This is a genomic window from Azospirillum sp. A1-3 (genome assembly GCF_023806445.1).
In the GTDB taxonomy this organism is placed as follows: Bacteria; Pseudomonadota; Alphaproteobacteria; order Azospirillales; family Azospirillaceae; genus Azospirillum.
On sequence record NZ_JAMSLU010000002.1, the window covers coordinates 553,561 to 573,815 of the forward strand.

The following is a 20,255-nucleotide window of genomic DNA, read 5'->3' on the forward strand; positions in this document are numbered from 1 at the left end:
CAACATGCTGAGGATGGATCGTTTATCCACGACGCTGGTCCGGTTGACCATGGACAGGCCGCCCGCCAACGCGCTTTCCCTCGATCTGATCCAGGCACTGGCGGACGATCTCGCCCGGTTCGGCGAAGAGGCCGACGCGCCGGCCGTGATCCTGACCGGCGCCGGCGAGCGCTTCTTCAGTGCCGGCGGCGACATTCGCGAAATCACCATCAAGGCGGAAGCCGCGATCCCGCGAATGCGGGCCTTCCACCGTCTGCTGATCGCGCTCGAAGGCTACCGGTGCCCTCTGCTGTGCGCAGTCAACGGCTATGCGGTGGGCGGGGCGCTGGAGCTGGCTCTGTTCGCCGACTACGTCGTGGCGAGCGACAGCGCCCGGTTCGGCTTTCCCGAAATCAATCATGGACTGCTCCCCGCCGCGAAGGGCATGCGGCAGGCGATGAACCGCCTCGGGCGTCGGGCTGCCGAGCGTCTCCTCTATTCCGGCGAGCTTGTTTCGGCGCAGGAGGCGCAGGCGATGGGCCTCGTCAACGAAATCGTCGGTTTCTACGACTTGCAGGACCGGACCCGTGCCGTTGCCGAGACGCTTCGCCTCAAGGATATGCATCTGTTCTCGGCAATCAAACGCACCTTCAACGAGGCGCCGCGGATGACCGATGAGGAGCTTGAAGCGCGCACGCTCAGTGACATGCAGGATTACCTGAACCGCGAAGAGACGGCCGCGGCGCGTGAACAGTTCCTTCAACGCAAGGCGAGGCAGCAGCATGGCTGACGGCGATCATCTCCGGCTTGAGTTTATGACCTCGTCCGAGGTCGCTCTCGCCATTGCCGGCGGCGCCCGGACCATCGTCATTCCCTGCGGGGCAGTGGAGCAGCACGGACCGCACCTGACCCTCAGCGTCGATGCCGACCATGCGGACCATCTCGGCATCCTAGTGGCGAAGGGCTTGGGAGATGCCCTGGTGGCGCCAACCATCAGGGTCGGCTGTTCGTCCCACCATCTCGCATTTCCCGGCACGATCTCTCTGCAGGACAGCACATTCGAAATGATCTGCCGGGATTACTGCGCCAGTCTGGCGGGACACGGGTTCGAGCGGATTCTCATCTTCTCCGCCCATGTCGGCAATTCTCCGCCATTGGCCAGGATGCTGCCGCGATTGCGGTCGGCCGTGCCCCCCTCCTGCCGCGTCTCCGCCTTCACCGATGCGAAGGCGTGGCTGGAGTGCTGGCGCGATGCCGTCAATGAGGCGGGTGGCGAACCGATTAAGGTCGGCGGCCATGCCGATATCGCCGAAACCTCGCTGATGCTTGACATCCACCCCGGGCGGGTGCGCACGGAACGCTATGTGGCCGGAAGACTGGGGCTTCTTTCACAAGGCGACCTGGAGTTGATGTGGCGCGACGGGCTTTCGGCCGTCAGCGCCAACGGCATTCTTGGTGACCCCAACGGCTCCTCGGCAGCCATCGGCAGGCACTGCATCCAGCGCATCGCCTCGCTTCTCGTCGAACGCTTTTCCCAGGACGATCCGGCCTGACACCGGACTGCCGTTGCCGCCCGGCCACCCCAGTCGATCATTCCTACACAAAATAATGTTCTGAACGCACAGTCGGTGCAACGGATCTTTGGCAGGTTCTGCCGCCTGCTTCGTGACAAGCTTCCAATCACCGAAGAGGCATCCCAAACAAACCCGAGAGGGAATCCAAATGTCAGTCAAGTTCGGCTTCTGGTCCGAGCAGGAAACCCTGGTTGGACAAAGCTATTCACGCCGGCTTCACGAGCTTGTCGAAGAGGCGGTGTTTGCCGAGAAGATGGGTTTCGACATCGTCAGCCTGTCCGAGCAGCATGTCGCCTTGGGCGGGATCTCCAGTTCGGCTCCCGAAGTCGTGTATGGCTACCTCGCGGCGGTCACGTCCCGCATCCGGCTGAGGCCGGCGGTTTCGCTGATGCCCAAGAAGATCAACCACGCCCTCCGCACGGCGGAACGTGCCGCCGTCACCGACATCCTGTCCAACGGCCGCATGGAGCTTTATTGCGGCCGCGCGAACACCACCATCGCGATGCGCGCCTTCAACGTGGAGCCTGCAGAAACCCTTGAGCAGATGGAGGAGGGGATCGCGCTCATGCGCGAAGCCTTCAGCAAGGACATTTTCACCTTCGAGGGCAAGCATTATCAGGTTCCGCCGCGCATGCTGGTGCCAAAACCGCTGCAGAAGCCCTATCCGCTGATGGGCATCGCCGCGACCAGTGAGCGCAGCCATGTCTGGGCGGCCCGCCAGGGGCTCGCCGTCCTCAGCCACACGCTCTACCAGGGCTGGGACGCCCAGGCGAAGATGGTCGAAGCCTATCGGTCGAACTGGCACCGGGATCCGAACGGCCCTCTCGACCGTCCGCGTCTCGGCATGCCGGTGTTCCTCGGGATCGCCGAAACGGATCAGGCGGCGAAGGACATCTATGCCGAGCCGCTGATGCAGTACGCCCGCATCTCGACCGATGCCTATCCGCGGCTGGCGAAGATCGCGGACGACTACGCCTACATGGGGGAGGGGCTGGAAGCGCTCCAGCGCGCGGCTACCGACTGGGATTATCTCCTCAACGACTCCGCCAGCCTGGTTTGCGGCAGCCCGGATACGGTCATCCGCCAGCTGGAACGCTTCATCGAAACCGGCGCCGAAGAAATCCTATTCCACATCGATTCGGTTTCACACGCCGAGATCATGAAGGCGATTGAGTTGGTCGGCCGCTATGTCATCCCTCACTTCAACGACCGCAACAATGTGGTGCGTCCGACCGACGAGATACTCGAACAGATCCGCATGATGCGAAAGGCGAACGCTTCGGCCTGATCCCGTGTCGACCGATCTGGCCAAGCGATCCGGCCGGATGATCTGGAGAGCCTCACATGACCGACAAGACGTACAGGGGCCTGCTCGTCGAGAAACGCGCGAGCGGGGTGGCGATCGTCACCCTGAACCGGCCTGAAATCCTCAACGCCATCGACTGGCCGATGCACGCCGCGTTGGAAGAGCTGTTCTTGGACCTCGATAACGACCGGGCGGTCAAGGCCGTCGTCCTGACCGGTGCGGGTCGCGGCTTCTGCTCCGGCGGCGATCAGAATGCGCTTGATGACGATCTGGGTCCGATTTCGCCCACCCGCTCCGGGCGCCATCTCATCCGCAACATGCTCGAACTGGAATGCCCGCTGATCGCCGCGGTCAACGGCGTCGCCGTCGGGCTGGGTGCCACGCTCGCGCTGTTTTGCGACGTCGTCTTTGCGCAGCCCGGCGTCCGCTTCGCCGACACGCATGTGACGGCCGGCGTCGTCGCCGGCGACGGCGGTGCGGTGATCTGGCCGCTACTTCTGGGGCCGGTGCGGGCGAAGCATTACCTGATGACCGGGGACTTCATTTCGGCGGGGGACGCGGCGGCGGCCGGAATGATCAACAAGGTCGTGCCGGAAGGAACCGTCGTCGAGCATGCGGTCCGCTACGCCGAGATGCTCGCATCCGGCCCCCGCGACGCCATCGTCTGGACCAAATACGCCGTCAACAAGCTGATCAAGGATCAGGTGCACCTGAATCTCGACACCGCCGGCGCGCTCGAGATGCTCACCTTCCACAGCCCGGAGCGTAAGGAAGCCGTCGCCGCCTTCCGCGAGAAGCGCAAACGCTTTGCAGAAGGCGGCAATTGAGATGGGCGGGCCGCATTCCTTTTCCCCCCCCGTCCTGCCCCCAATTGCCCCGTCCACGATTGCCTCATCCGCCATCGACCCTCCACCGACCGCCCATGAAGACGGGACGCTGCCGTCGCTGCTGCGAGACCGCCGGGACAGCAGGGGCGAGGTCGTGGCGTTCTTCCAGAAGCGCGCCGGCACGTGGCACGCTACGACCTGGAGTGAATTCGCCAGGGACGTCACGGCGCTGTCGCGTGCCCTCCTCGACGACGGCCTGGAGAAGGGGGACCACGTCGCCATCATGGGGGACATCTCGCAGGAATGGGTGGTCGCCTACTTGGCGACGGTCTGTTCCGGCGGCGTGGCGGTCGGGATCTATTTCACCTCTTCGACCGAGGAGGTCGAGTATTTCCTGGAGGACTCCGGAAGCAAATTCGCCTTCGTCGCCGGAGAGAAGGAACTCGCCATCCTTCTCCGCAGCCGGCAAGCGGAGACGCTGAAGAAGATCGTGGTCTTCGATCCGGCGGTTCCGTCAACGAAGAACATCGTCTCGCTGCCACGCTTTTCCGCCTCGTCGTCCGACTGTGCGTCGTTGCTCGACGAGCGGGCCGGAATGGCGCGTGCGGAAGACAACGCCAGCATCGTCTACACCTCCGGGACGACCGGCAATCCCAAAGGCGCGATCCTCACCCACCGGTCGCTGATCGAGGGTCTGGTAACCATCCGAAGCTTTTGCCCGGCGCTTTTCCGCGAACCCCAGCGGGTGGTCGTCCATCTCCCCCTCTCCCATGTCGTCGGGCTCGGGCAGGGGATCATTCTTCCTCTCATCAGCGAGGTCACACCCTATTTCGGCGAAACCGGAGCGGACTTCGCGACGACCATCCGGGATGTGAGGCCGACCTATTGGATGGCGCCGCCGCGCTTTTATCAACGCTACGCCGCCGAACTGGTCAGCAGGATCAATGCGTCGGCTTCGATTGGCAAGAAATCCTACCGCTTCGCGATGTCCATCGCCCAGAAGGCGCTGGTGGACCGACAGGCGGACGGTCCGAACGATCCATTTATCCAGGCGCTTTTCGCGACCTGCCGCGATCACGTCTTCCTGCCGCTCCTGGGGGAGATCGGTCTGGACCAACTCAAATACCCCTACACCGCCTCCGCGCCGATGCCGCCGGACGTGGTGAAGCTGTGGCAGACCTGGGGGGTGAACCTCAAGGAGGTTTATGGACAGACCGAACTGGTCGGAGCGAACACCGGCCAAATGCGGGACTGGTCGAAGCCCGGCACGATCGGCGTTCCGATTGCCGATCCGCGCTGGAAGACCAGGATCGCTGGCGACGGTGAAATGCTGGTGACGGGACCGGGCCTGTTCACGGGTTACCTGAACAAGCCTGACGACACGCTGGAGGCTCTACGGGACGGATGGCTCCACACCGGCGACATCGTCGAGGTTCGGCCCGATGGCCAGCTGGCAATCATCGACCGGAAAAAGGAAATCATCAACACCTCCGGCGGCAAGTCGATCAGTCCGGCGCAGATCGAAAACGAACTGCGTCAAAGCCCCTACATATCGGAAGCCGCGGTTTGCGGTGACGGACGGAAATACTTGGTGGCGTTGATCGAGGTCGACCGCATCGCGATGACGGACTGGGTGAAGGGGCGGAAGGAAACAATAAACGGCTACTCGGATTTCTGTTCGTCGGAAGCCGTCATCCGCCTGATCGAGGGGGAGGTCGCCAAGGCGAACCAGAGGTTGGCACCCGTCGAACAGATAAAGTCGTTCCGGATCCTTCCTGAAGAGCTGTCGGCCGAAAATGGCGTTATGACGGCGACCAGAAAAAAGCGGCGCAAGGTGCTGAACGAACGTTACGCGGCGCTGATAAACTCACTCTACGACGACTCCGAGGATTCTCTGATCCGCAAGGCGCTGTCGAACATGTGATACGGTGATCGAAGGAGTGTCATGACGATGCCGTCTTGCAATCCACGCCATCCATTTCTGTCCTCTACGATGGACATCATCGAAGAGGCCCGCAATGGCCGAATGTTCATCCTCGTCGACGACGAGGACCGGGAGAACGAGGGCGATCTCGTGATCCCGGCGCAGATGGCGACGCCCGAGGCGATCAACTTCATGGCGTCGCATGGCAGGGGCCTCATCTGTCTCGCGCTCGGCAAGGAGCGGGTCGATCAGCTCGGCCTCAAATTGATGAGCACGGAAAACGGCACCCGTCATGGGACGGCCTTCACCGTTTCGATCGAGGCGCGCGAGGGGGTTTCCACCGGCATCTCCGCGGCGGACCGTGCGCGGACGGTGGCAGTGGCGATCGACGCGGCCAGGGGGCCGGACCACATCGTCTCTCCGGGCCACATATTCCCCCTGGTCTCCCGACCCGGCGGCGTGCTGGTCCGCGCGGGACATACCGAGGCGGCGGTAGACGTCGCGCGTCTTGCCGGCCTCAATCCTTCGGGCGTGATCTGCGAGATCATGAAGGAGGACGGAACGATGGCGCGTCTCGACGATCTCGTCGCCTTTGCCCGTCGTCACGCGCTCAAGATCGGCACGATCCGCGATCTGATCGCCTTCCGCCGCCGCCACGATCATGACGTCGAGCGTGTCGTCACCGCGAAGTTCGATAGCCGATGGGGCGGCGAATGGAGCGCCATCACCTTCCGCATCAAGGCGATCGAGACGGAAGCGATCGCACTGGTGAAGGGTGTGATCGACGAGAGGCCGACCCTGGTGCGCATGCACGCGCTGGACATCCTGTCGGACGTGCTCGGCCAGACTGGTGATCGCGGCGATATCGTCGCCCAATCCATGCAGGAGATTGCCGCCGAAGGGAGAGGCGTGATCGTGCTGTTCAGCCGCGATATGGCGATCTCACAGCTTCTTCGGGTGAAGTCTGGGGAGCCGCTCGTCGACAAGGCCGAACTGCGCAACTATGGCGTCGGCGCCCAGGTTCTGGCGGATCTCGGCATTCACGACATGATCCTCCTGTCCAACTCGCAGCATGTCCCGGTCGCGCTCAGGGGCTATGGACTCAACATCGTGGAGCACCGGACGCTGCCGGTTGCCACCGCCACCCCGTAGCGCAGCGTCCAACACAGGTGCCGAACGACCAGTCCCGCGGCGCCAACCAGGATTGGCGGCATGCCATTCCACTGCCTTGCGTGAGGTTCACCATGTCAGGACAAGATTTTCCGGTTCCAAACTATGTGGAGACGGCAGCCTTCAAGAGTGCATTGCGCTCCGTTGTGGGGGCGGTCTCCATTGTGGCATCGGGCCAAGGTGCCGACAGGCGTGGCCTGACCGTCACCGCCGCGGTTTCCTTGTGCGTCGATCCGCCGATGGTGCTTGCCTGCATCAACCGCAGTGCCGAGGCTCATGACGTCATTCTCCGGACCGGCGCCTTTTCCTGGAATGTCCTTTCCGCCGATCAGGTCCAACTGGCGGAACGCTTTGCGGCGATGGACGGCAGCAAGGGTGCATCCCGTTTCTCCCCCGCTGAATGGGGCGAGATGGTCACCGGGGTTCCAGTCCTTCTCCAATCCGTTTGCAGCTTCGATTGCAGAGTACAGGACACCTTGGAAGTCGCCACCCATACGATCATGATCGGTGCCGTTGTCGCGCAGATCCACAATCAGCATAAAGTTCCTCTGATTTATTCGTCAGGAAAATTCGGTCGTATGGAATATTTTGCATCCGTTGGATAGTGCGGATTATCTGCGTTCTTATCATCGTATTTTGATTTTGTTTGATGAAGAAGCCCGTCTCTCCTTGCAGGGAGAAGGGCATTCGAAGTGGATTGTTGTCGATCCACCCTCAGATGCGATTGCCCTGCATCTGAGGCTATGCCGAGTGCTCTCAAGGAAAAACGGAAGACCGAACCCTGGCCCGTCCGGAAAGATCGGGGAAGGGCTTCCTTGTCTCAACTCCAATAAATCGTCAAAGGGAGGAAAGATGGCGGACCTGAGTCTGTCGGCACCCCGTGCCGCATGGTGGACAAGCCTTGGCATAAGCCGGAAAGTGGCGATCCTTGCCGCCCTGTCGATCGCATGGCCGGCCCATGCCTGGGAATTCAAGGAAGGAGACTGGTCGGGTGGCATCCGGGCCGTGGTCACCGTCGGGACGGCCATTCGCGCCAGCCCCATCGACCCGTCCCTGGTTCCGGCCGGCGACGGTGCACGGTTCCGGATCATAAGTGCGGCACCGGGGGGCGTCAATTCCGACGACGGGAACCTGAACTATCGGGAAGGCGATCCGGTTTCCACCGTCGCCAAGGGGCTGATCGATTTCGAGGCCAACAACGCCGACGGCTGGGGCGTCTTCACCCGCGTGAAGGGCTGGTACGACCACACACTTGCCGAGGGGCATGTCGCGCTGGGCAACCTGCCAAACAACTATGCCGGCGGCCCATTGTCCGACCGTGGCTTTTCGCAAGGCGCCAAATTCCGCGGCATCTCCCTCGCCGACGCTTACGTCAAGGGTCGGTTCTCCGCCGGTGGGCTCCCCATCTCGTTCAAGGCCGGCCAGCAGACCATCGAATGGGGGCCGGCATTCTCAATTCCCGGCGGCCTTCGTGACATCAACCCGCGCGACTTCGCCGCCTTGTCCCGGCCGGGCCTGCAGCCGCAGGAGGGAGCGAAGCCGTTCCTGGCGCTGTCGGGCAAGGTCGACCTCTCGCCGACCGCAAGCCTCGACGTCTTCTATCAACTGCTGTCGGCGACATCGACGCAGCCGGGTTGCGGAACATTCGCCGCCACAGCCGATTACGCCTCACCGGGTTGCGACATGGTCATGGTGTCCAATGCCTTGTCCTCGGTGGACGGGCTGGCGACCGGGCGTTTCCTGAAGCGTCGCAACGACGGAACGGCGGGGGATGCTGGCCAGTTCGGTGTCGGCGGCTCGTATCTGGTGCCGGACATCGGCACCCGGTTTTCGCTCCACTTCACCAACATTCACGCGCGGACCGGCTATGTCGAGGCCGACCGGACTGGCCGGACCGGCGCCATCTTCCTGCCGGGAGATCCGGATGGCTTGAATCCGGCCTATCGGTTCCAGTACCCCAAAAATATCAAAATGCTGTCCGGCAGCTTCGCCACCAGTGTTCCCTCTATGAAGCTGCGGGTCGCGGGCGAACTCGATCATAAATTCAACCAGCCGCTCGGCTTCAACGCCCCCGATCTGTTGCAGGCGGCCGTGAGCGGAACCGGTGTGCTGGCGCGGGATTTCGCGTCGGTTCCCCTGGGCGGGCCGTTCATCGGTTATGAGCGCTTTCACGTCACCCAGGGGCAGCTCGCCGCATCGGGCGACATCGGCGGTGTGATCGGCGGCACCTTGACCCTCGGCGGCGAGGTCGGCGCCAAATATGTCCACGATCTGCCGGACCCCAATTTTCGCCGTTATGGCCGCTCCGACATTTTCGGAACCGGACCCAACAACGGCGTCTGCGCGGCCGGGGCCGATCCCAAGGCCTGCACCACCAGGGGCTTCGTGACGCCATTCTCGTGGGGGTATCGCCTTCAGGCGAGCCTGAGCTATCAGGACGTTCTGCCGGGGGTGAACCTCAAGCCGTCCGTCGCCTTCTCCCATGACGTCAACGGGACGTCCTATGACGGCGCGCTCAATCAGGGGCGCCAGATCCTCCGGCTCGCGCTCGATGGCGCGGTCAGGGACAGCTATCTCTTTAACCTCACCTACCTGACGACCTTGGCCGGCCCCTACGACCCGCGCGCCGACCGTGACGTGTTTCTCATCAGCACGGGCGTCAAACTCTGACCGTATGCCGAGCCGTAGGCCGGCCGCCAGCATTCCCCACGCCTCCCGACACCGCGTTCCAACCGAAACCGACCCGGCCCCCTGTGCCCGGTCTTTTTGGAGACTGCCGTATGATCGAAGACGCAACGACCACGGTGTCGGTGCCGCAGCCGAAACCGATGGGCATGTCGATCCACTATCGACGCTACGCCTTGATCATGTTGTTCCTCGTTTACATGCTGAACTTCGTCGACCGTCAGATCGTCAATATCCTGGCGGAGCCGATCAAGCGCGAACTCGGTCTCGCCGATTGGCAACTGGGGTCGTTGACCGGCCTTTCCTTCGCCATCTTCTACGCGACGCTGGCCCTTCCGATCGCGCGGTGGGCAGAGCGTGCGAACCGGGTCAGGATCATCGCGCTGTCGGCGATCACCTGGAGCCTGTTCACGGCGGTCTGCGGCGTAGCCCAGAGCTTTGCCCAGCTGTTCCTCGCCAGGGTTGGTGTCGGTGTCGGCGAAGCCGGCTGCACGCCGGCATCCCAGTCCCTGATCAGCGATTACACGACAAGAGAGAAGCGGGCGTCGGCGCTGGCATTCTTTTCCATAGGCATTCCGGCCGGCTCCCTGGTCGGGATGGTGGTCGGCGGCCTGATCGCGGACAGTCTCGGCTGGCGCGCATCTTTCGCGCTGGTCGGGGTGCCCGGCATCATCCTTGGGCTGCTGGCCAATTTCACTCTACCCGAGCCGCGAAAATCCTCCTTCGCGGCCAGCGAGGCGCAAAGCTCGCCCACCCTGAGGGAGGCACTGGGCGAACTCGGCAGCAAGCGAACCTATATCTGGCTCACGGTCGCGATGGCGGCCATGAGTTTCGGGATTTACAGCAATCTTGCCTTTCAAAGCTCCCACTTCCTGCGCAATCACGCGGAAGGGTTGGGCGCGCTGACGGTCAGGCTGAACGATCTCACAGGAATCCACCTGGGCGCCACCGGCTTTCTCGGTACGGTGCTGGGCCTGATCGTCGGCATCTGCGGAGCCGCCGGCACCTGGTTGGGCGGCTGGGCGACAGATCGCGCGGTGGCGCGCGGCAGCCTGAAGGCCTACGCGACCATTCCGGCGGCCGCGGCCCTGTGCCTGCCCTTTGCGCTTTTCGCGACTTATCTCACCTCGAACACAGTGGCTGCGCTTTGCCTGATGGGTTTGCCGATGATGCTGCAGTCCATTTATTACGGCCCCATCTTCGCGGCGGTACAAAGCCTGGTGCGTCCGCGCACCAGGGCGACGGCCACCGCAATCTTCCTGTTCTTCGCAAATCTGATCGGGCTTGGCCTTGGACCGCTGTCGGTCGGCCTGATCAGCGATCTTCTCGCGCCGTCGATGGGCTCCGGTGACGCCATCCGCTGGGCGCTGATCAGCACGTCGGTCGTCTACGTCCTGGCGGCGGTCGCCTTCATGGTGGCGCGGAAGAGCATCAGGCAGGACATCGTCAGCTGACAGGGTAAGCGGCGGCAAGCATCTGGGGGACCGCAAAGCCGGTCCCCGTATACACCGACGGCCCTTGATCCCGGCAGGCAGGATCGAGGGCCTTTGGCATGACAAGGGCGATGCGGCGTCAGTTCGTCGTCCCTCTGGCCCGATCCTGCAGATACCGGCGCGGAGGCTGTCCCATGTGTTTCCTGAACATGGCGGTGAAGGCGCTCGGAGAGTCGTATCCCAATTCCTGGGAGATCGCCTGAACGGTAGCGCCCATCGACAGCCGTTGAACGGCGATCACGATATGGAGTTGCTGGCGCCACCGGCCGAACGACATCCCCGTCTGTTTTAGGATGAGCCGGGCCAGCGTACGCTCACTCATGGCTACTGCCGCCGCCCAGTCCCGGATGGTCCTGCGGTCGTCCGGCGCCTCCAGCAATTGGGCGGCGATGCGCTGTATCCTGGGATGGTTGGAAACCGGGAAGTGGAGCGGCTCCGACTTCATCTGTGCAAGTTCGTCCAGGATGACCTGGACCAGACGGCTCGTCGGACCCTCCAGGGGATAAAGCGGTGGCAGGTTAGCGAGGTGAAAGATCATCTCGCGCAGCATCGGGCTGATCGAAAAGGTCGCACAGGAATTCGGCAGAGGCGAAATCCCCGAATTGATGAAAACGCAGTATGAGCGGCCCCTGTCCGACATGGAAATGCTGTGGGGAATCTCTCCCGGAATCCACACCGCTCCATTGGATGGGACGATCCGAAGCCCGTCGAGCGTCCGGCACATGACCGAGCCTTCCGCCGCCACCACCAGTTGGCCTTTCCGGTGCCGGTGGATCGGCAGCTCGTCGTCATCCACATTGCGCCGCACCAGGAAAGAGACCAGCGGGCGGGCCAGCTCGTCCGGATCCAGCGTTGAGAAGCTGACGCGCAGGCCAGTGGGATCCCACGCCATCGGGAGAGCCTCGCCGGCCACAGGGGCTTCCGGCCATTTCGCCCCAAACCGTGCACTCTTCGGCAATGTTGCGGCCTCCGTGCTTCTCGATACGGACCTAAGTCCGAATTTGACAGTTTCACGACATAAAATGGCAATCCCATAGATTCTGCCATTGGTTGGCCTCGGATACACTCTGCCGTGTGTACATTCGAATGGCAGAAGGGAATGCGCACTGCACTCAGATGGGTTTGTTCCGCGGAATTTCCTGCCGTTCTTCGCTTTGGTTCCAAGCCAAGCCGTCAAGAGTACTACAGGGAGTCATCATCATGAACACGCTGACGCTCGACCGAACGGACATCAAGATCCTCAACGAGTTGCAGAAGGACGCAAATCTCACGAACGTCGAGCTCGCCGGCAGAATCAATCTGTCCCCCTCGCCCTGCCTCACGCGGGTGAAGAAGCTGGAGCAGACCGGCATCATCGACCGACGGGTCACCCTTCTGAATCCAAAGGTGATGGGGCTGGAAATCAATGCCTATATCCAGGTCAAGCTCGACAAGCAGCCGCAATCGGCACTGGAGAATTTCCGGGATGCCGTCGAGCGGATCCCCGAGGTAATGGAATGCAATTGGATGACAGGCGACTGCGATTTTCTTCTGCGCGTGGTCGTCCGAGACGTCGAGGAACTGGAGCAGCTGATAGCAAGAAAACTGTCAAAAATAGAGTTTGTCTCCACCATCAGATCTAATTTGGTCCTAAAACAGATAACTTACAAAACAGAATTGCCTATAAGTACATCCCAGGCGATAGTCGTCCGGTATTGACATGTACCCTTTCCAAATGAGGTGGTGATTGCGGATTTTAGGGCGCCAACGTAGGAGAGCTCACTCCAGCTTCCGATCTGATCGATTCCGTTCAAGGCCATTACCACTTGTCACCATTACATACCAAGCGGCGGCGCTGGATTCACAGTTGTCGGGTGTATGATGCGGCATTGTGGGCACCTGACAGTCTGACTGGCTGGTATCAGCGACGAAGCTGTGGAGCGCTGGCGTGCCGTAACCCGAGTATGCCCGGCGGGCAACGGACCTACTCCGACCTGGCGGTCCTCAAGGCATTGATGCTGGGCGTGGTGAACTGCACCGGATTCGCCGGAGGCTGACTTGATTGAAGAGACGGGGCGATCTCTCAGCGCACAATGTGAGTTCGGCAAAGGCCAAATCCCGTCCCCGCAACCACCGACAGTTGACGCCCCGGTTCGAAAGACCCGGGGCGTTCGTGCGTCTGGGCCCTGCGCGTCTGAACGGCGCCCACGCAGACGGCCAGGACGCCGGCCAGCTCGCCGTGAAGGTCGGCATCCAACGCCGCTCCGGCAGGGGAGGGCGTCAGGACGACACGGTCGATCATGATCCGCACCATCTCCATCGCCTTGGCGTTGTTCTCGCCGCTAGTGCGCTGACGCACACTCCAGTTCCAGGGGAGGAGATCGGCGAAGCGGCTAGCGGGATAACCGTTCACCATCCGCTCCAGGACGTCACGCAGGTAGACAAAGGGTTCGACGCCGTTGAGAGATTTTCTCGATTATTACCCGCCGGAGTATCCGGCGGAGCGTCTTCAAGTCTGTGGCTGACCTGCACAATGCCATCGCCCGCTACATCCGCGCGCATAACAAAGTCGCCAAGCCCTTCGTCTGGACCATGTCCGCCGAAACCATCTTCGCCAAACTCGACCGGTTGCTTGCACTTTCTGAAGGAGTCAGTGCATTAGAATGCCAGACGGGTGTCCAGCATCAGGATGTGTGCCCGGTCGGTCAGATCACCGCCGTTTGCCGCACCGCCCGACAGTGTCGAGCGGACATAGTCATACTCCAGCCCAGTGGTCAGGCCAGGGGCCACGGTCCAGGTGACGCCGCCCTGCCAGATGTCCGCCTTGGCGGGCGTCGTCATAGTCGCCACATCGTTGCCCAGTGCGCGCATGTAGTTGGCAGCGAACAGCAGCGGACCGTTGATATATTGGGCGCCGACGATCAGGTTTTGCTGGTCGCGCGACTGCGCGATGCCCTTGGCATAGCCGCTGTCGCCGCTGTAGGCATAGCTGACGCCGACCTTTGCCGGGCCATAGCCGACATTGGCGCCGACATGGATGGAATTCAGATCCTGGAAGGACTGGCTGGCGATGCCGTCGCTCTGCCGCACCGCCTTGCCAGTCTGGTAGAAGGCGCTGGCCTCCACCGTCACGTCGCCGAAAGCGCTCTGGAAGGCGGCCCCGGCTTCGACCACGTCACGGAATGCGAGCGCATCGCCCAGGGTATCGACCTTGCGGCGGTTGACCGACGTGTTAGAATCGCCGGTGCGCGGGGTGTAGGACACCGCGGCCTGCAAGCCGCCAAAGCTGGGGCTGATGTAAATGAACTTGGTCCCGGTGTCGTAGGACGCCAGCGTGCGCAGGCTGGTCGCGGCCAGCGGCAGGGCGGCATAGGTGGATGAGCCGTAGAGGAACAGCAGGCCGTTGCTGTCCGGGCTTCCGGCGATGCCTTCGGTGTTGGGGCCGATGATGCCGTATTCGTCCGACAGCCCATTGATCACGCCGGCCTGCACCGTGCCGAAGGCGCCATTGGCGTAGAGATAAGCGCGGTCATTCTCCACCGTCCGGCTCGACACCGACGGGTCGCCGTTGCCCGAGACCAGTCGCAGCCGGGCGCCGTAGGTCAGCCCGTTGTCCGCGGTGGCGGACGGGGTGACGATCAGGCGCAGGCGGTTGGCGAACTCGGTCGAGCGCAGCCCGTCGTCCCGCTTCTGGCTGACATAGGCGCCCTGGAAATAGGCATCGCCGCCGATGGTGAGGCTGAATTCGGCATCGGCAAGGGCCGGTGCCGCCTGAAGCGCGACGGCGGCGGTGCCGGCCAGGGCTGCGGTGCGAAGAATGGAGACGGTGGACATCGGGCGCATGGGGATGGTCATTCCGGGAATGGGCGGCGTTGGACGGGTGTCGTCAGACGGCGGGCGTCAAACGGTGGGCTGGGCTGCCGGAAACCAGCGGCGGCCGAAGGGGGTGAGGTTGTCGTCGGTCAGCCGGGCGAGGCAGAGGACCTCCACGCTGTCGGCCCAGCGCGGGTTGAGGCGGCGGAACTGGGCGACCGCCGGGCTGTCGAGCTTAGCGTCGCTGATTGCGCGGGCCTCCTCCGTTAGGCCATAGCCCTGCCACTTCCAGTCGACGGTGCCGGTCCCGGCATCGTAATACTGGGCGAAGCATTCGCGGCCGATATGGTCGCGCAATGCCCGGTCCAACCCGTCAAGCCTCTGGTCCGCATTGGGTGTGTGGCGGACGAACAGCATCGGCATGTAGCGGTAGGAGCGGTAGCCGACGGCGCTGTAGCTCCAGTACCAAAGCCGTCCCGACCGGTCGGCGCGCGCCCGGTCCACCATCTCGGCAACCATCGCGCGCACCAGCCCGTTCGATCCCCAGAAGCGGCGTTCCAGGATGCAGTGGGCGGTGTGGAAGGCGCCAACGGCGGTGCCGGCGATGTCGACCTCCTGGCGGTAGACTGTGGCGAAGCCGACCAGCTCGCCGGTCTCCGGATCCTCCTGCAGGACGCAGTGGTCGAGGTCGCCCAGTTCCTCGTTGAAATAATCCTCGCCGTAGCCCTCGAACCAGACGCTGAGCAGGGCGAACATCACCGCCCGCCGTTCCGCCGTCAGTGCGGCGGGTTCGACGATGCTGGTCCGCAGGGGGTGATGGGACGCGCGCGGCGTCATGCCGCCCCTCCAGACAGGGCGCTGGCGGACAGGTAGCCGGCGGCACCGGCGTCACGGACATCGGCGCAGATGTCCTCGTAGTTGCAGGTGATCTCCTCACCCGCGGCGATGGCGCGGCGGGCGACGAACATTCGCCAGTCGCCGGGTTCGGCCCGGCCGATGGACGGCTCGTCGTCGTGGTTGAGGAAGCGGGCGTCGTCCCCCGGCAGGAGGACGCCAACCCCATCTATCACGCAGCCGTGGAAGTCGGCCAACCGGGCGACCTGCGGAAACTCGTCCAGCAGGGCGTCGTCGGCAGCGAAGAGGCGGTCGACACGGGCATCGAACCGCCACACCGGCGTGCCGGCCGCGACGGGTTCCTCGGCGAAGAGACCCAGACCATGGATCGGGCTGGGAGCGAGGCGGGTGGGGATGAGGAGCGGCATGGCGTCCTTATTCCGACAGGCTGGGTGATGCGTCAGGCGGCAGCGGTGGCGGCGGGAGCCAGCGATTCGTCGAACTCGAAGCTGGCGGCGTCGTCGACGAACTGCTCCTCGATGGTCGTGCGCGGCTGCTGCAGGCAGACGCCGATGTAATCGGCGAAGCGCGGCGGCGGCGCGAAGCCTTCCGACAGCAGGCGGCTGTTGTCGAAGGCGATGTCCTGTGCGGTGAAGCGGTGGTACTTGCGTCCGCCGGCGGCCATTGTCCGGTGCAGGATGTCGCGCTGCGGGAAGGCAAGGCGATAGGCGCGGTCGAACGGCTTCCAGCCTTCCGGACCCTTCGGGTCGAAGAAGCTGTAGGGGCGGCTGCCCTCATGGCCGTGGCTGGTAAAGGCCTCTTCGAAATCAGCCCAGGTGGTCCGGCTGCCGATGCCGGCGGAGATGTGGTAGATGCTGTGCTTCAGGTCCGGCTTGCGCAGCAGGTCGTGCAGCCGGGCCGAGGCCCAGTCCACCGGCACGATGTCGATGAAGCCGTCAGGCGAGCAGGGCAGCACGCCGGTGCGGTCGACCAGACGGAAGAACCAGAAGATGCTGGCGCTGGGGCGCACGCCGAGTTGAGTGTGGCCGACGACGATCGACGGGCGGCAGACGACGATCGGCAGGTCGGGGAAGCCGGCGGCGAGAGCCCGTTCAGCCGCCGCCTTGCTGCGGGTGTATTCGACGATGTGCGGCGTGTCATGGCCGGGGGCCGGAGCCTCGCTCACCATTTCCAGCCACGGCGTCTCGCCGCAGCAGAAGGCGGTGCCGATGTGCAGGAAGCGCTGGAGATGCTTCATCCGGCGGGCGCGGGCGGCCAGAGCCAGCGTGCCGTCGACATTGATCTGCCAGACCGAGTGGCGGCTGTCGAAGGAGGTGTCGGCCGCTACGTGGACGATGTGGGTCACCGCGTCCAGCCGCGGGTCGGCGCTGGTCGCCAGCGATTGCAGGTCGCCCGGGAGAATCTGGCACAGGCCGGCATAAGCCTCGGCGGTGGCGCGGTCGACGCAGCGCGCGAGGTTGGCGGCGAGGCGGGCGCGGCAGGCGGCCTCGTCGGCGCCGCGGATCAGCAGAAGGCAGTCCGCCGCGGACCCGTTCCGCACGGCGTCGAGGTAGAAGGAGCCGCCTAGGAAGCCGGTACCGCCGGTGAGAAGGATCATGGTGTGCCTCTGTCTCGCGTCTGAAGGGATGGGGGCAGGGGAGGACGGAAATCCGTCTCAGGAAGAGGCGGGAAGAAGGTCGGGGGCAGGAATGCCGCCAGGGGGAACCGTGGTGACGAGGCGGCGGATGCCGCCGCGGTCGACCTGAAGCTGGACGTCGGCCGCGTCGAAATAGGCGTCATCGTGGGTCACCGCGATCACGGTGACGCCGCGCGCCTTCAGCCAGGGAATGATCTCGCGGTAGAACTTGCGCCGGAAATAGGGGGACTGGTCGGCCGCCCATTCGTCCAGCACCAGCACCGGCTTGCGTTCCAGCAGCGCGGCGATCAGGGCGAGGCGCTTCTTCTGGCCCTGCGACAGATCGACGGTGGTGAAGGCGCGGCCGTCGACCGCGACCTTGTCCGACATCTCCAGCAGATCGAGCAGTTCCTCGGCGAAGCCGTCTTCCATCCTCGCGGCGCCATAAAGCTGGCGGGTCACATGGCTGTCGGAGAACACCACGGCGAAGCGGTCGCGGTGAGCGGCTAGGCCGTCCGGCCCCACCGGCACGCCGTCGACCGACAGGATGCCGCGCTGGATCGGATAAAGGCCCAGCAACATGTGGATCAGCGTGCTCTTCCCCGCACCATTGTGGCCGGTAACGAAAACGACGCTGCCGCGTTCGACCGTCATGTCCACCGGACCAACGGTGAAGGACCCCACACCGTCGCGGCCGGCATGGCGGAAGGTGGCGCCCTCCAGCGCGATGGTGGAGAAGTCGTCATCCGATCCGCTGCCGCGGCCTGGAGCCACCGCCTGCGGTGCCGCCTTCAACTCCGCCTCAACCGCGAGGTAAGAGCGGGCGGCGGTCTCGGCGGCGATATAGGACGGATAGGAGGCGACGATGGTGATGACCGGATAGGCGATGAAGGCGGCGGCATGGCCGGCGAGGATGACGGTGGCGATGTCGGTGTTGGTCACCGCCGGCAGCAGGAAGATGATGCCGGCCAGCGCGGCGTAATAGGTCAGCTCGCTGATGGTGAAGTAATGGCTGTACTCCGCACCGAAACGGTGGCGTTCCTTGCGCAGGGTTTCGGCGCAGGATGTCGCGTCGGCCAGCGCGTTGGCGGCGCGGCGGCGGTTCAGCTTGCACTCGCGCAGCGTCTGCAGGATGTGCTCCGACCGTTCCGACAGGGCGCCTTCGGCCTCGTGGATCGTTTCCGACATCAGTTCCAGCCGGATGACGGAGCGACCGATCAGGATGCCGCCGACGACCAGGAAGCCAAGTACGATCAGGACCGCCGCACCCGACAGGGTGGCGAGGTAAAGCAGGCACAGCAGGATCGCGGCGACCGACTGAAAGCTGATGACCAGGGTCGGCACGGCCTGTGCCAGCAGTTGCAGCTCAGGTCCCGCCACCTGGGCGAGACGGGAGGAGCCGACCGCCATGGCGTCCGGCAGGTCGGCGGCCACTGCCCGGCGCAGCAGGTCGACGCGCAGGATGGCAAGGGCGGCCTGCATCCGCTTTGACGCCGCGTTCATCATCCAGCCCTGGGCGATGCGCCAGAGGAAGGCCGACAGGAGGAAGACGATCAGCAGCCGCTGCAAGCCTTCCGGATCGTCCAGCGCCAGCAGCGCATCGTTCAGCGAGGTCAGCAGGGCGAGGTTGAGCGCGGCGGCCAGCACCGCCAGCAGCATCAGCGGCTGGAGGTTGCGCAACGCCTCGCGTCTCAGGATGCGCCAGAGGTCCATCGCCGCCTCACTTCGACTGGATCATTTCGAGGAGCTTGGACGGCGACACCTTCGACAGGATCGGAGCCGAGGCCGCAGTCTTCGAGCCGTCCTTGGCCCCCTCCTTCGCCGGTTCGGGCTTGGTGGCGGGGGTGGGCGCCGCCGGATGCGTGGCGGCGGGCGCCGATTCACCGCCGGTGTTCAGGCTCGGCATCTGGCCGACGGGAGTCTGGCCCGGCGTTCCCTCTCCGCTCAGCGACGGCAACTGCGAGACCGGCGGCACGGCGGTGCTGGTGGGCACCGAGGTCAGCTTGGCGTTCGGGCCGGCGGGCGGCGCGCCCGGCGTCGCGGCGGGGGTGCCAGGGGCCGGCAGGCCGGTCTGGCCGGAGGCGGCGTCGAGGATCAGGGGAAGCCCGCCGCTGGCGGCATTGCCGATCACGACGATCTTGGCGTTGGGCGAATGGGCCAGTTCCAGCGTCGCCTCGATGCCGCGCCAGCGCAGGTAATTCTCGGTCAGGTTGGCCTGCACGGTCTCCTGGAAGGCGCGGATGCCCTGGCCTTCCAGCTGCTTGCGCTGGCTTTCGAACAGCTCGCGCTGCAGACGGAACTGGTATTCCTGCGCCGCCTGGTCCTGCTGGATCTTGCGTTCGATCGACGCCATGATCGCGTCCGGCAGGGTGACGTTGCGGATCAGGATGTCCTGGATCAGCAGGTAGCCGGTCTTGGTCCGACCGTCCGGCTTCGGCACGTTCTCCGCACCGATCAGCTGGGCATACATCACGCGGTCGGCGACCTGCTCGTAGGTTTCGGTCTGCACCCGCAGGCGGCGATGGGCATACAGCTCGTCCGCCTTGAAGCGCGACACGATCTCGCGCGAGACGGAGCCGACTTCCGGCACCAGCAGCACTTCCAGGTAACGCGGGCCGACATTCTTATGCAGGGCGGCCAGCATCTCCGCATAGGGGCGGTAGCGCACAGTGATCTCGATGCTGACGTTCAGGCCGTCGTTGGCGATGGCCGAATAGGAGCGCGTGTCCTCCTGCAGGCGCAGGTCGTAGATCTCGATCTTGTCCCAGGGGAAAATGACGTGCACGCCCTCGGGCAGCGCTGGCGCCATCTGGGTGCCCTGATGGAAGCGCTTCCACAGCACGCCACCATGGCCCGCCGGGATGAAGACGACGATGGACGGTGCGAAATAAAGGAAGATCAGGATCCCGACCAGCAGCGTGCACAGCAGGGACCGGCGGTGTTCGTCATACCAGTGTGCCAGCAGCGCGCGCAGGCGCGACTTCGGCTTCGGCAGCGCATCGGCGTCGTCGATGGTGAAGGCCTGGTCAGCCATG

Annotated in this window: 17 protein-coding genes and 2 pseudogenes; 11 read left to right on the forward strand and 8 right to left on the reverse strand. The window is 64.1% G+C overall.

The genetic code is table 11. From position 1 onward, the window contains the following. The first annotated feature begins 4 nt into the window (after positions 1-4). From M5E06_RS15955 to M5E06_RS15995, 9 genes are all read left to right on the forward strand, one after another. Positions 5-769: an enoyl-CoA hydratase/isomerase family protein gene (locus M5E06_RS15955; RefSeq protein WP_252138999.1), complete on the forward strand. Its 765-nt coding sequence runs from the start codon at positions 5-7 to the stop codon at positions 767-769. Next, positions 762-1,532 carry a creatininase family protein gene (locus M5E06_RS15960; RefSeq protein ID WP_252139000.1) on the forward strand — a complete coding sequence of 257 codons (771 nt, stop codon included), beginning with the start codon at positions 762-764 and terminating at the stop codon, positions 1,530-1,532. Before M5E06_RS15955 ends, M5E06_RS15960 begins: the two co-directional genes overlap by 8 nt. An 88-nt stretch (positions 1,533-1,620) precedes the next feature. Next, positions 1,621-2,841, forward strand: a complete 1,221-nt coding sequence (locus M5E06_RS15965) for an LLM class flavin-dependent oxidoreductase (protein ID WP_252139001.1) — start codon at positions 1,621-1,623, stop codon at positions 2,839-2,841. A 56-nt stretch (positions 2,842-2,897) separates the two neighbouring features. Further along, positions 2,898-3,686, forward strand: a complete 789-nt coding sequence (locus M5E06_RS15970) for an enoyl-CoA hydratase/isomerase family protein (RefSeq protein ID WP_252139002.1) — start codon at positions 2,898-2,900, stop codon at positions 3,684-3,686. Further along, positions 3,667-5,610: an AMP-dependent synthetase/ligase gene (locus M5E06_RS15975; RefSeq protein WP_252139003.1), complete on the forward strand. Its 1,944-nt coding sequence runs from the start codon at positions 3,667-3,669 to the stop codon at positions 5,608-5,610. The genes M5E06_RS15970 and M5E06_RS15975 overlap by 20 nt, the downstream gene beginning before the upstream one ends. Before the next feature lie 69 nt (positions 5,611-5,679). After that, positions 5,680-6,762: a 3,4-dihydroxy-2-butanone-4-phosphate synthase gene (gene ribB, locus M5E06_RS15980; RefSeq protein WP_252139004.1), complete on the forward strand. Its 1,083-nt coding sequence runs from the start codon at positions 5,680-5,682 to the stop codon at positions 6,760-6,762. Positions 6,763-6,854: 92 nt separating this feature from the next. After that, entirely contained in the window at positions 6,855-7,385 is a 531-nt protein-coding gene (locus M5E06_RS15985; protein ID WP_252139005.1) for a flavin reductase family protein, read from the forward strand. A gap of 247 nt (positions 7,386-7,632) precedes the next feature. Further along, positions 7,633-9,450: a DUF1302 domain-containing protein gene (locus M5E06_RS15990; RefSeq protein WP_252139006.1), complete on the forward strand. Its 1,818-nt coding sequence runs from the start codon at positions 7,633-7,635 to the stop codon at positions 9,448-9,450. Positions 9,451-9,560: 110 nt separating this feature from the next. Then, a complete protein-coding gene (locus M5E06_RS15995; protein WP_252139007.1) occupies positions 9,561-10,919 on the forward strand; it encodes a spinster family MFS transporter in 1,359 nt (452 codons plus the stop codon). Positions 10,920-11,037: 118 nt separating this feature from the next. Here the strand turns inward: M5E06_RS15995 and M5E06_RS16000 are convergent, their stop codons facing one another. Next, positions 11,038-11,850, reverse strand: coding sequence for an AraC family transcriptional regulator (locus M5E06_RS16000; protein WP_252139008.1), 813 nt, complete (start codon positions 11,848-11,850; stop codon positions 11,038-11,040). A 308-nt stretch (positions 11,851-12,158) separates the two neighbouring features. Between M5E06_RS16000 and M5E06_RS16005 the strand changes: the two genes are divergently transcribed. Further along, positions 12,159-12,656 (forward strand): Lrp/AsnC family transcriptional regulator, encoded by a 498-nt coding sequence (locus tag M5E06_RS16005; RefSeq protein ID WP_252139009.1) that lies wholly within the window; start codon positions 12,159-12,161, stop codon positions 12,654-12,656. A 652-nt stretch (positions 12,657-13,308) separates the two neighbouring features. Here the strand turns inward: M5E06_RS16005 and M5E06_RS16010 are convergent. Continuing rightward, positions 13,309-13,401 (reverse strand): annotated as a pseudogene (locus M5E06_RS16010) (transposase domain-containing protein); the annotation flags it as partial. 5 nt (positions 13,402-13,406) lie between these two features. Between M5E06_RS16010 and M5E06_RS16015 the strand changes: the two are divergent. Beyond that, positions 13,407-13,583 (forward strand): annotated as a pseudogene (locus M5E06_RS16015) (IS630 family transposase); the annotation flags it as partial. Between the two features lie 12 nt (positions 13,584-13,595). Here M5E06_RS16015 and M5E06_RS16020 read toward each other — a convergent pair. Genes M5E06_RS16020 through M5E06_RS16045 form a run of 6 tightly spaced genes read right to left on the reverse strand, consistent with a single transcriptional unit; the run spans position 13,596 to position 20,254 of the window. Then, positions 13,596-14,780 (reverse strand): porin, encoded by a 1,185-nt coding sequence (locus M5E06_RS16020; RefSeq protein ID WP_252139010.1) that lies wholly within the window; start codon positions 14,778-14,780, stop codon positions 13,596-13,598. A gap of 57 nt (positions 14,781-14,837) precedes the next feature. Further along, on the reverse strand, positions 14,838-15,587 hold the full coding sequence (locus M5E06_RS16025) for a hypothetical protein (protein WP_252139011.1): 750 nt from the start codon (positions 15,585-15,587) through the stop codon (positions 14,838-14,840). Then, the gene (locus tag M5E06_RS16030; protein WP_252139012.1) at positions 15,584-16,012 is read right to left on the reverse strand and encodes an SET domain-containing protein; all 429 of its coding nucleotides are present in this window, start codon (positions 16,010-16,012) and stop codon (positions 15,584-15,586) included. Before M5E06_RS16030 ends, M5E06_RS16025 begins: the two co-directional genes overlap by 4 nt. Before the next feature lie 32 nt (positions 16,013-16,044). Beyond that, on the reverse strand, positions 16,045-17,202 hold the full coding sequence (locus tag M5E06_RS16035) for an SDR family oxidoreductase (protein WP_252139013.1): 1,158 nt from the start codon (positions 17,200-17,202) through the stop codon (positions 16,045-16,047). 57 nt (positions 17,203-17,259) lie between these two features. Next, complete coding sequence (locus tag M5E06_RS16040) at positions 17,260-18,933, reverse strand: ATP-binding cassette domain-containing protein (RefSeq protein WP_252139014.1); 1,674 nt, start codon at positions 18,931-18,933, stop codon at positions 17,260-17,262. 7 nt (positions 18,934-18,940) lie between these two features. After that, positions 18,941-20,254, reverse strand: a complete 1,314-nt coding sequence (locus M5E06_RS16045; protein ID WP_252139015.1) for a prohibitin family protein — start codon at positions 20,252-20,254, stop codon at positions 18,941-18,943. Position 20,255: the final 1 nt, after the last annotated feature.

What these genes read in the sequence shown, in the direction of transcription:
- M5E06_RS15955 (WP_252138999.1), top strand. Translation starts at nt 5, where the DNA reads ATGCTGAGGATGGATCGTTTATCCACGACGCTGGTCCGGTTGACCATG.
- M5E06_RS15960 (WP_252139000.1), top strand. Translation starts at nt 762, where the DNA reads ATGGCTGACGGCGATCATCTCCGGCTTGAGTTTATGACCTCGTCCGAG.
- M5E06_RS15970 (WP_252139002.1), top strand. Translation starts at nt 2,898, where the DNA reads ATGACCGACAAGACGTACAGGGGCCTGCTCGTCGAGAAACGCGCGAGC.
- ribB (WP_252139004.1), top strand. Translation starts at nt 5,680, where the DNA reads ATGGACATCATCGAAGAGGCCCGCAATGGCCGAATGTTCATCCTCGTC.
- M5E06_RS15985 (WP_252139005.1), top strand. Translation starts at nt 6,855, where the DNA reads ATGTCAGGACAAGATTTTCCGGTTCCAAACTATGTGGAGACGGCAGCC.
- M5E06_RS15990 (WP_252139006.1), top strand. Translation starts at nt 7,633, where the DNA reads ATGGCGGACCTGAGTCTGTCGGCACCCCGTGCCGCATGGTGGACAAGC.
- M5E06_RS15995 (WP_252139007.1), top strand. Translation starts at nt 9,561, where the DNA reads ATGATCGAAGACGCAACGACCACGGTGTCGGTGCCGCAGCCGAAACCG.
- M5E06_RS16000 (WP_252139008.1), bottom strand. Translation starts at nt 11,850, where the DNA reads ATGGCGTGGGATCCCACTGGCCTGCGCGTCAGCTTCTCAACGCTGGAT.
- M5E06_RS16005 (WP_252139009.1), top strand. Translation starts at nt 12,159, where the DNA reads ATGAACACGCTGACGCTCGACCGAACGGACATCAAGATCCTCAACGAG.
- M5E06_RS16020 (WP_252139010.1), bottom strand. Translation starts at nt 14,780, where the DNA reads ATGCGCCCGATGTCCACCGTCTCCATTCTTCGCACCGCAGCCCTGGCC.
- M5E06_RS16025 (WP_252139011.1), bottom strand. Translation starts at nt 15,587, where the DNA reads ATGACGCCGCGCGCGTCCCATCACCCCCTGCGGACCAGCATCGTCGAA.
- M5E06_RS16030 (WP_252139012.1), bottom strand. Translation starts at nt 16,012, where the DNA reads ATGCCGCTCCTCATCCCCACCCGCCTCGCTCCCAGCCCGATCCATGGT.
- M5E06_RS16035 (WP_252139013.1), bottom strand. Translation starts at nt 17,202, where the DNA reads ATGATCCTTCTCACCGGCGGTACCGGCTTCCTAGGCGGCTCCTTCTAC.
- M5E06_RS16040 (WP_252139014.1), bottom strand. Translation starts at nt 18,933, where the DNA reads ATGGACCTCTGGCGCATCCTGAGACGCGAGGCGTTGCGCAACCTCCAG.
- M5E06_RS16045 (WP_252139015.1), bottom strand. Translation starts at nt 20,254, where the DNA reads ATGGCTGACCAGGCCTTCACCATCGACGACGCCGATGCGCTGCCGAAG.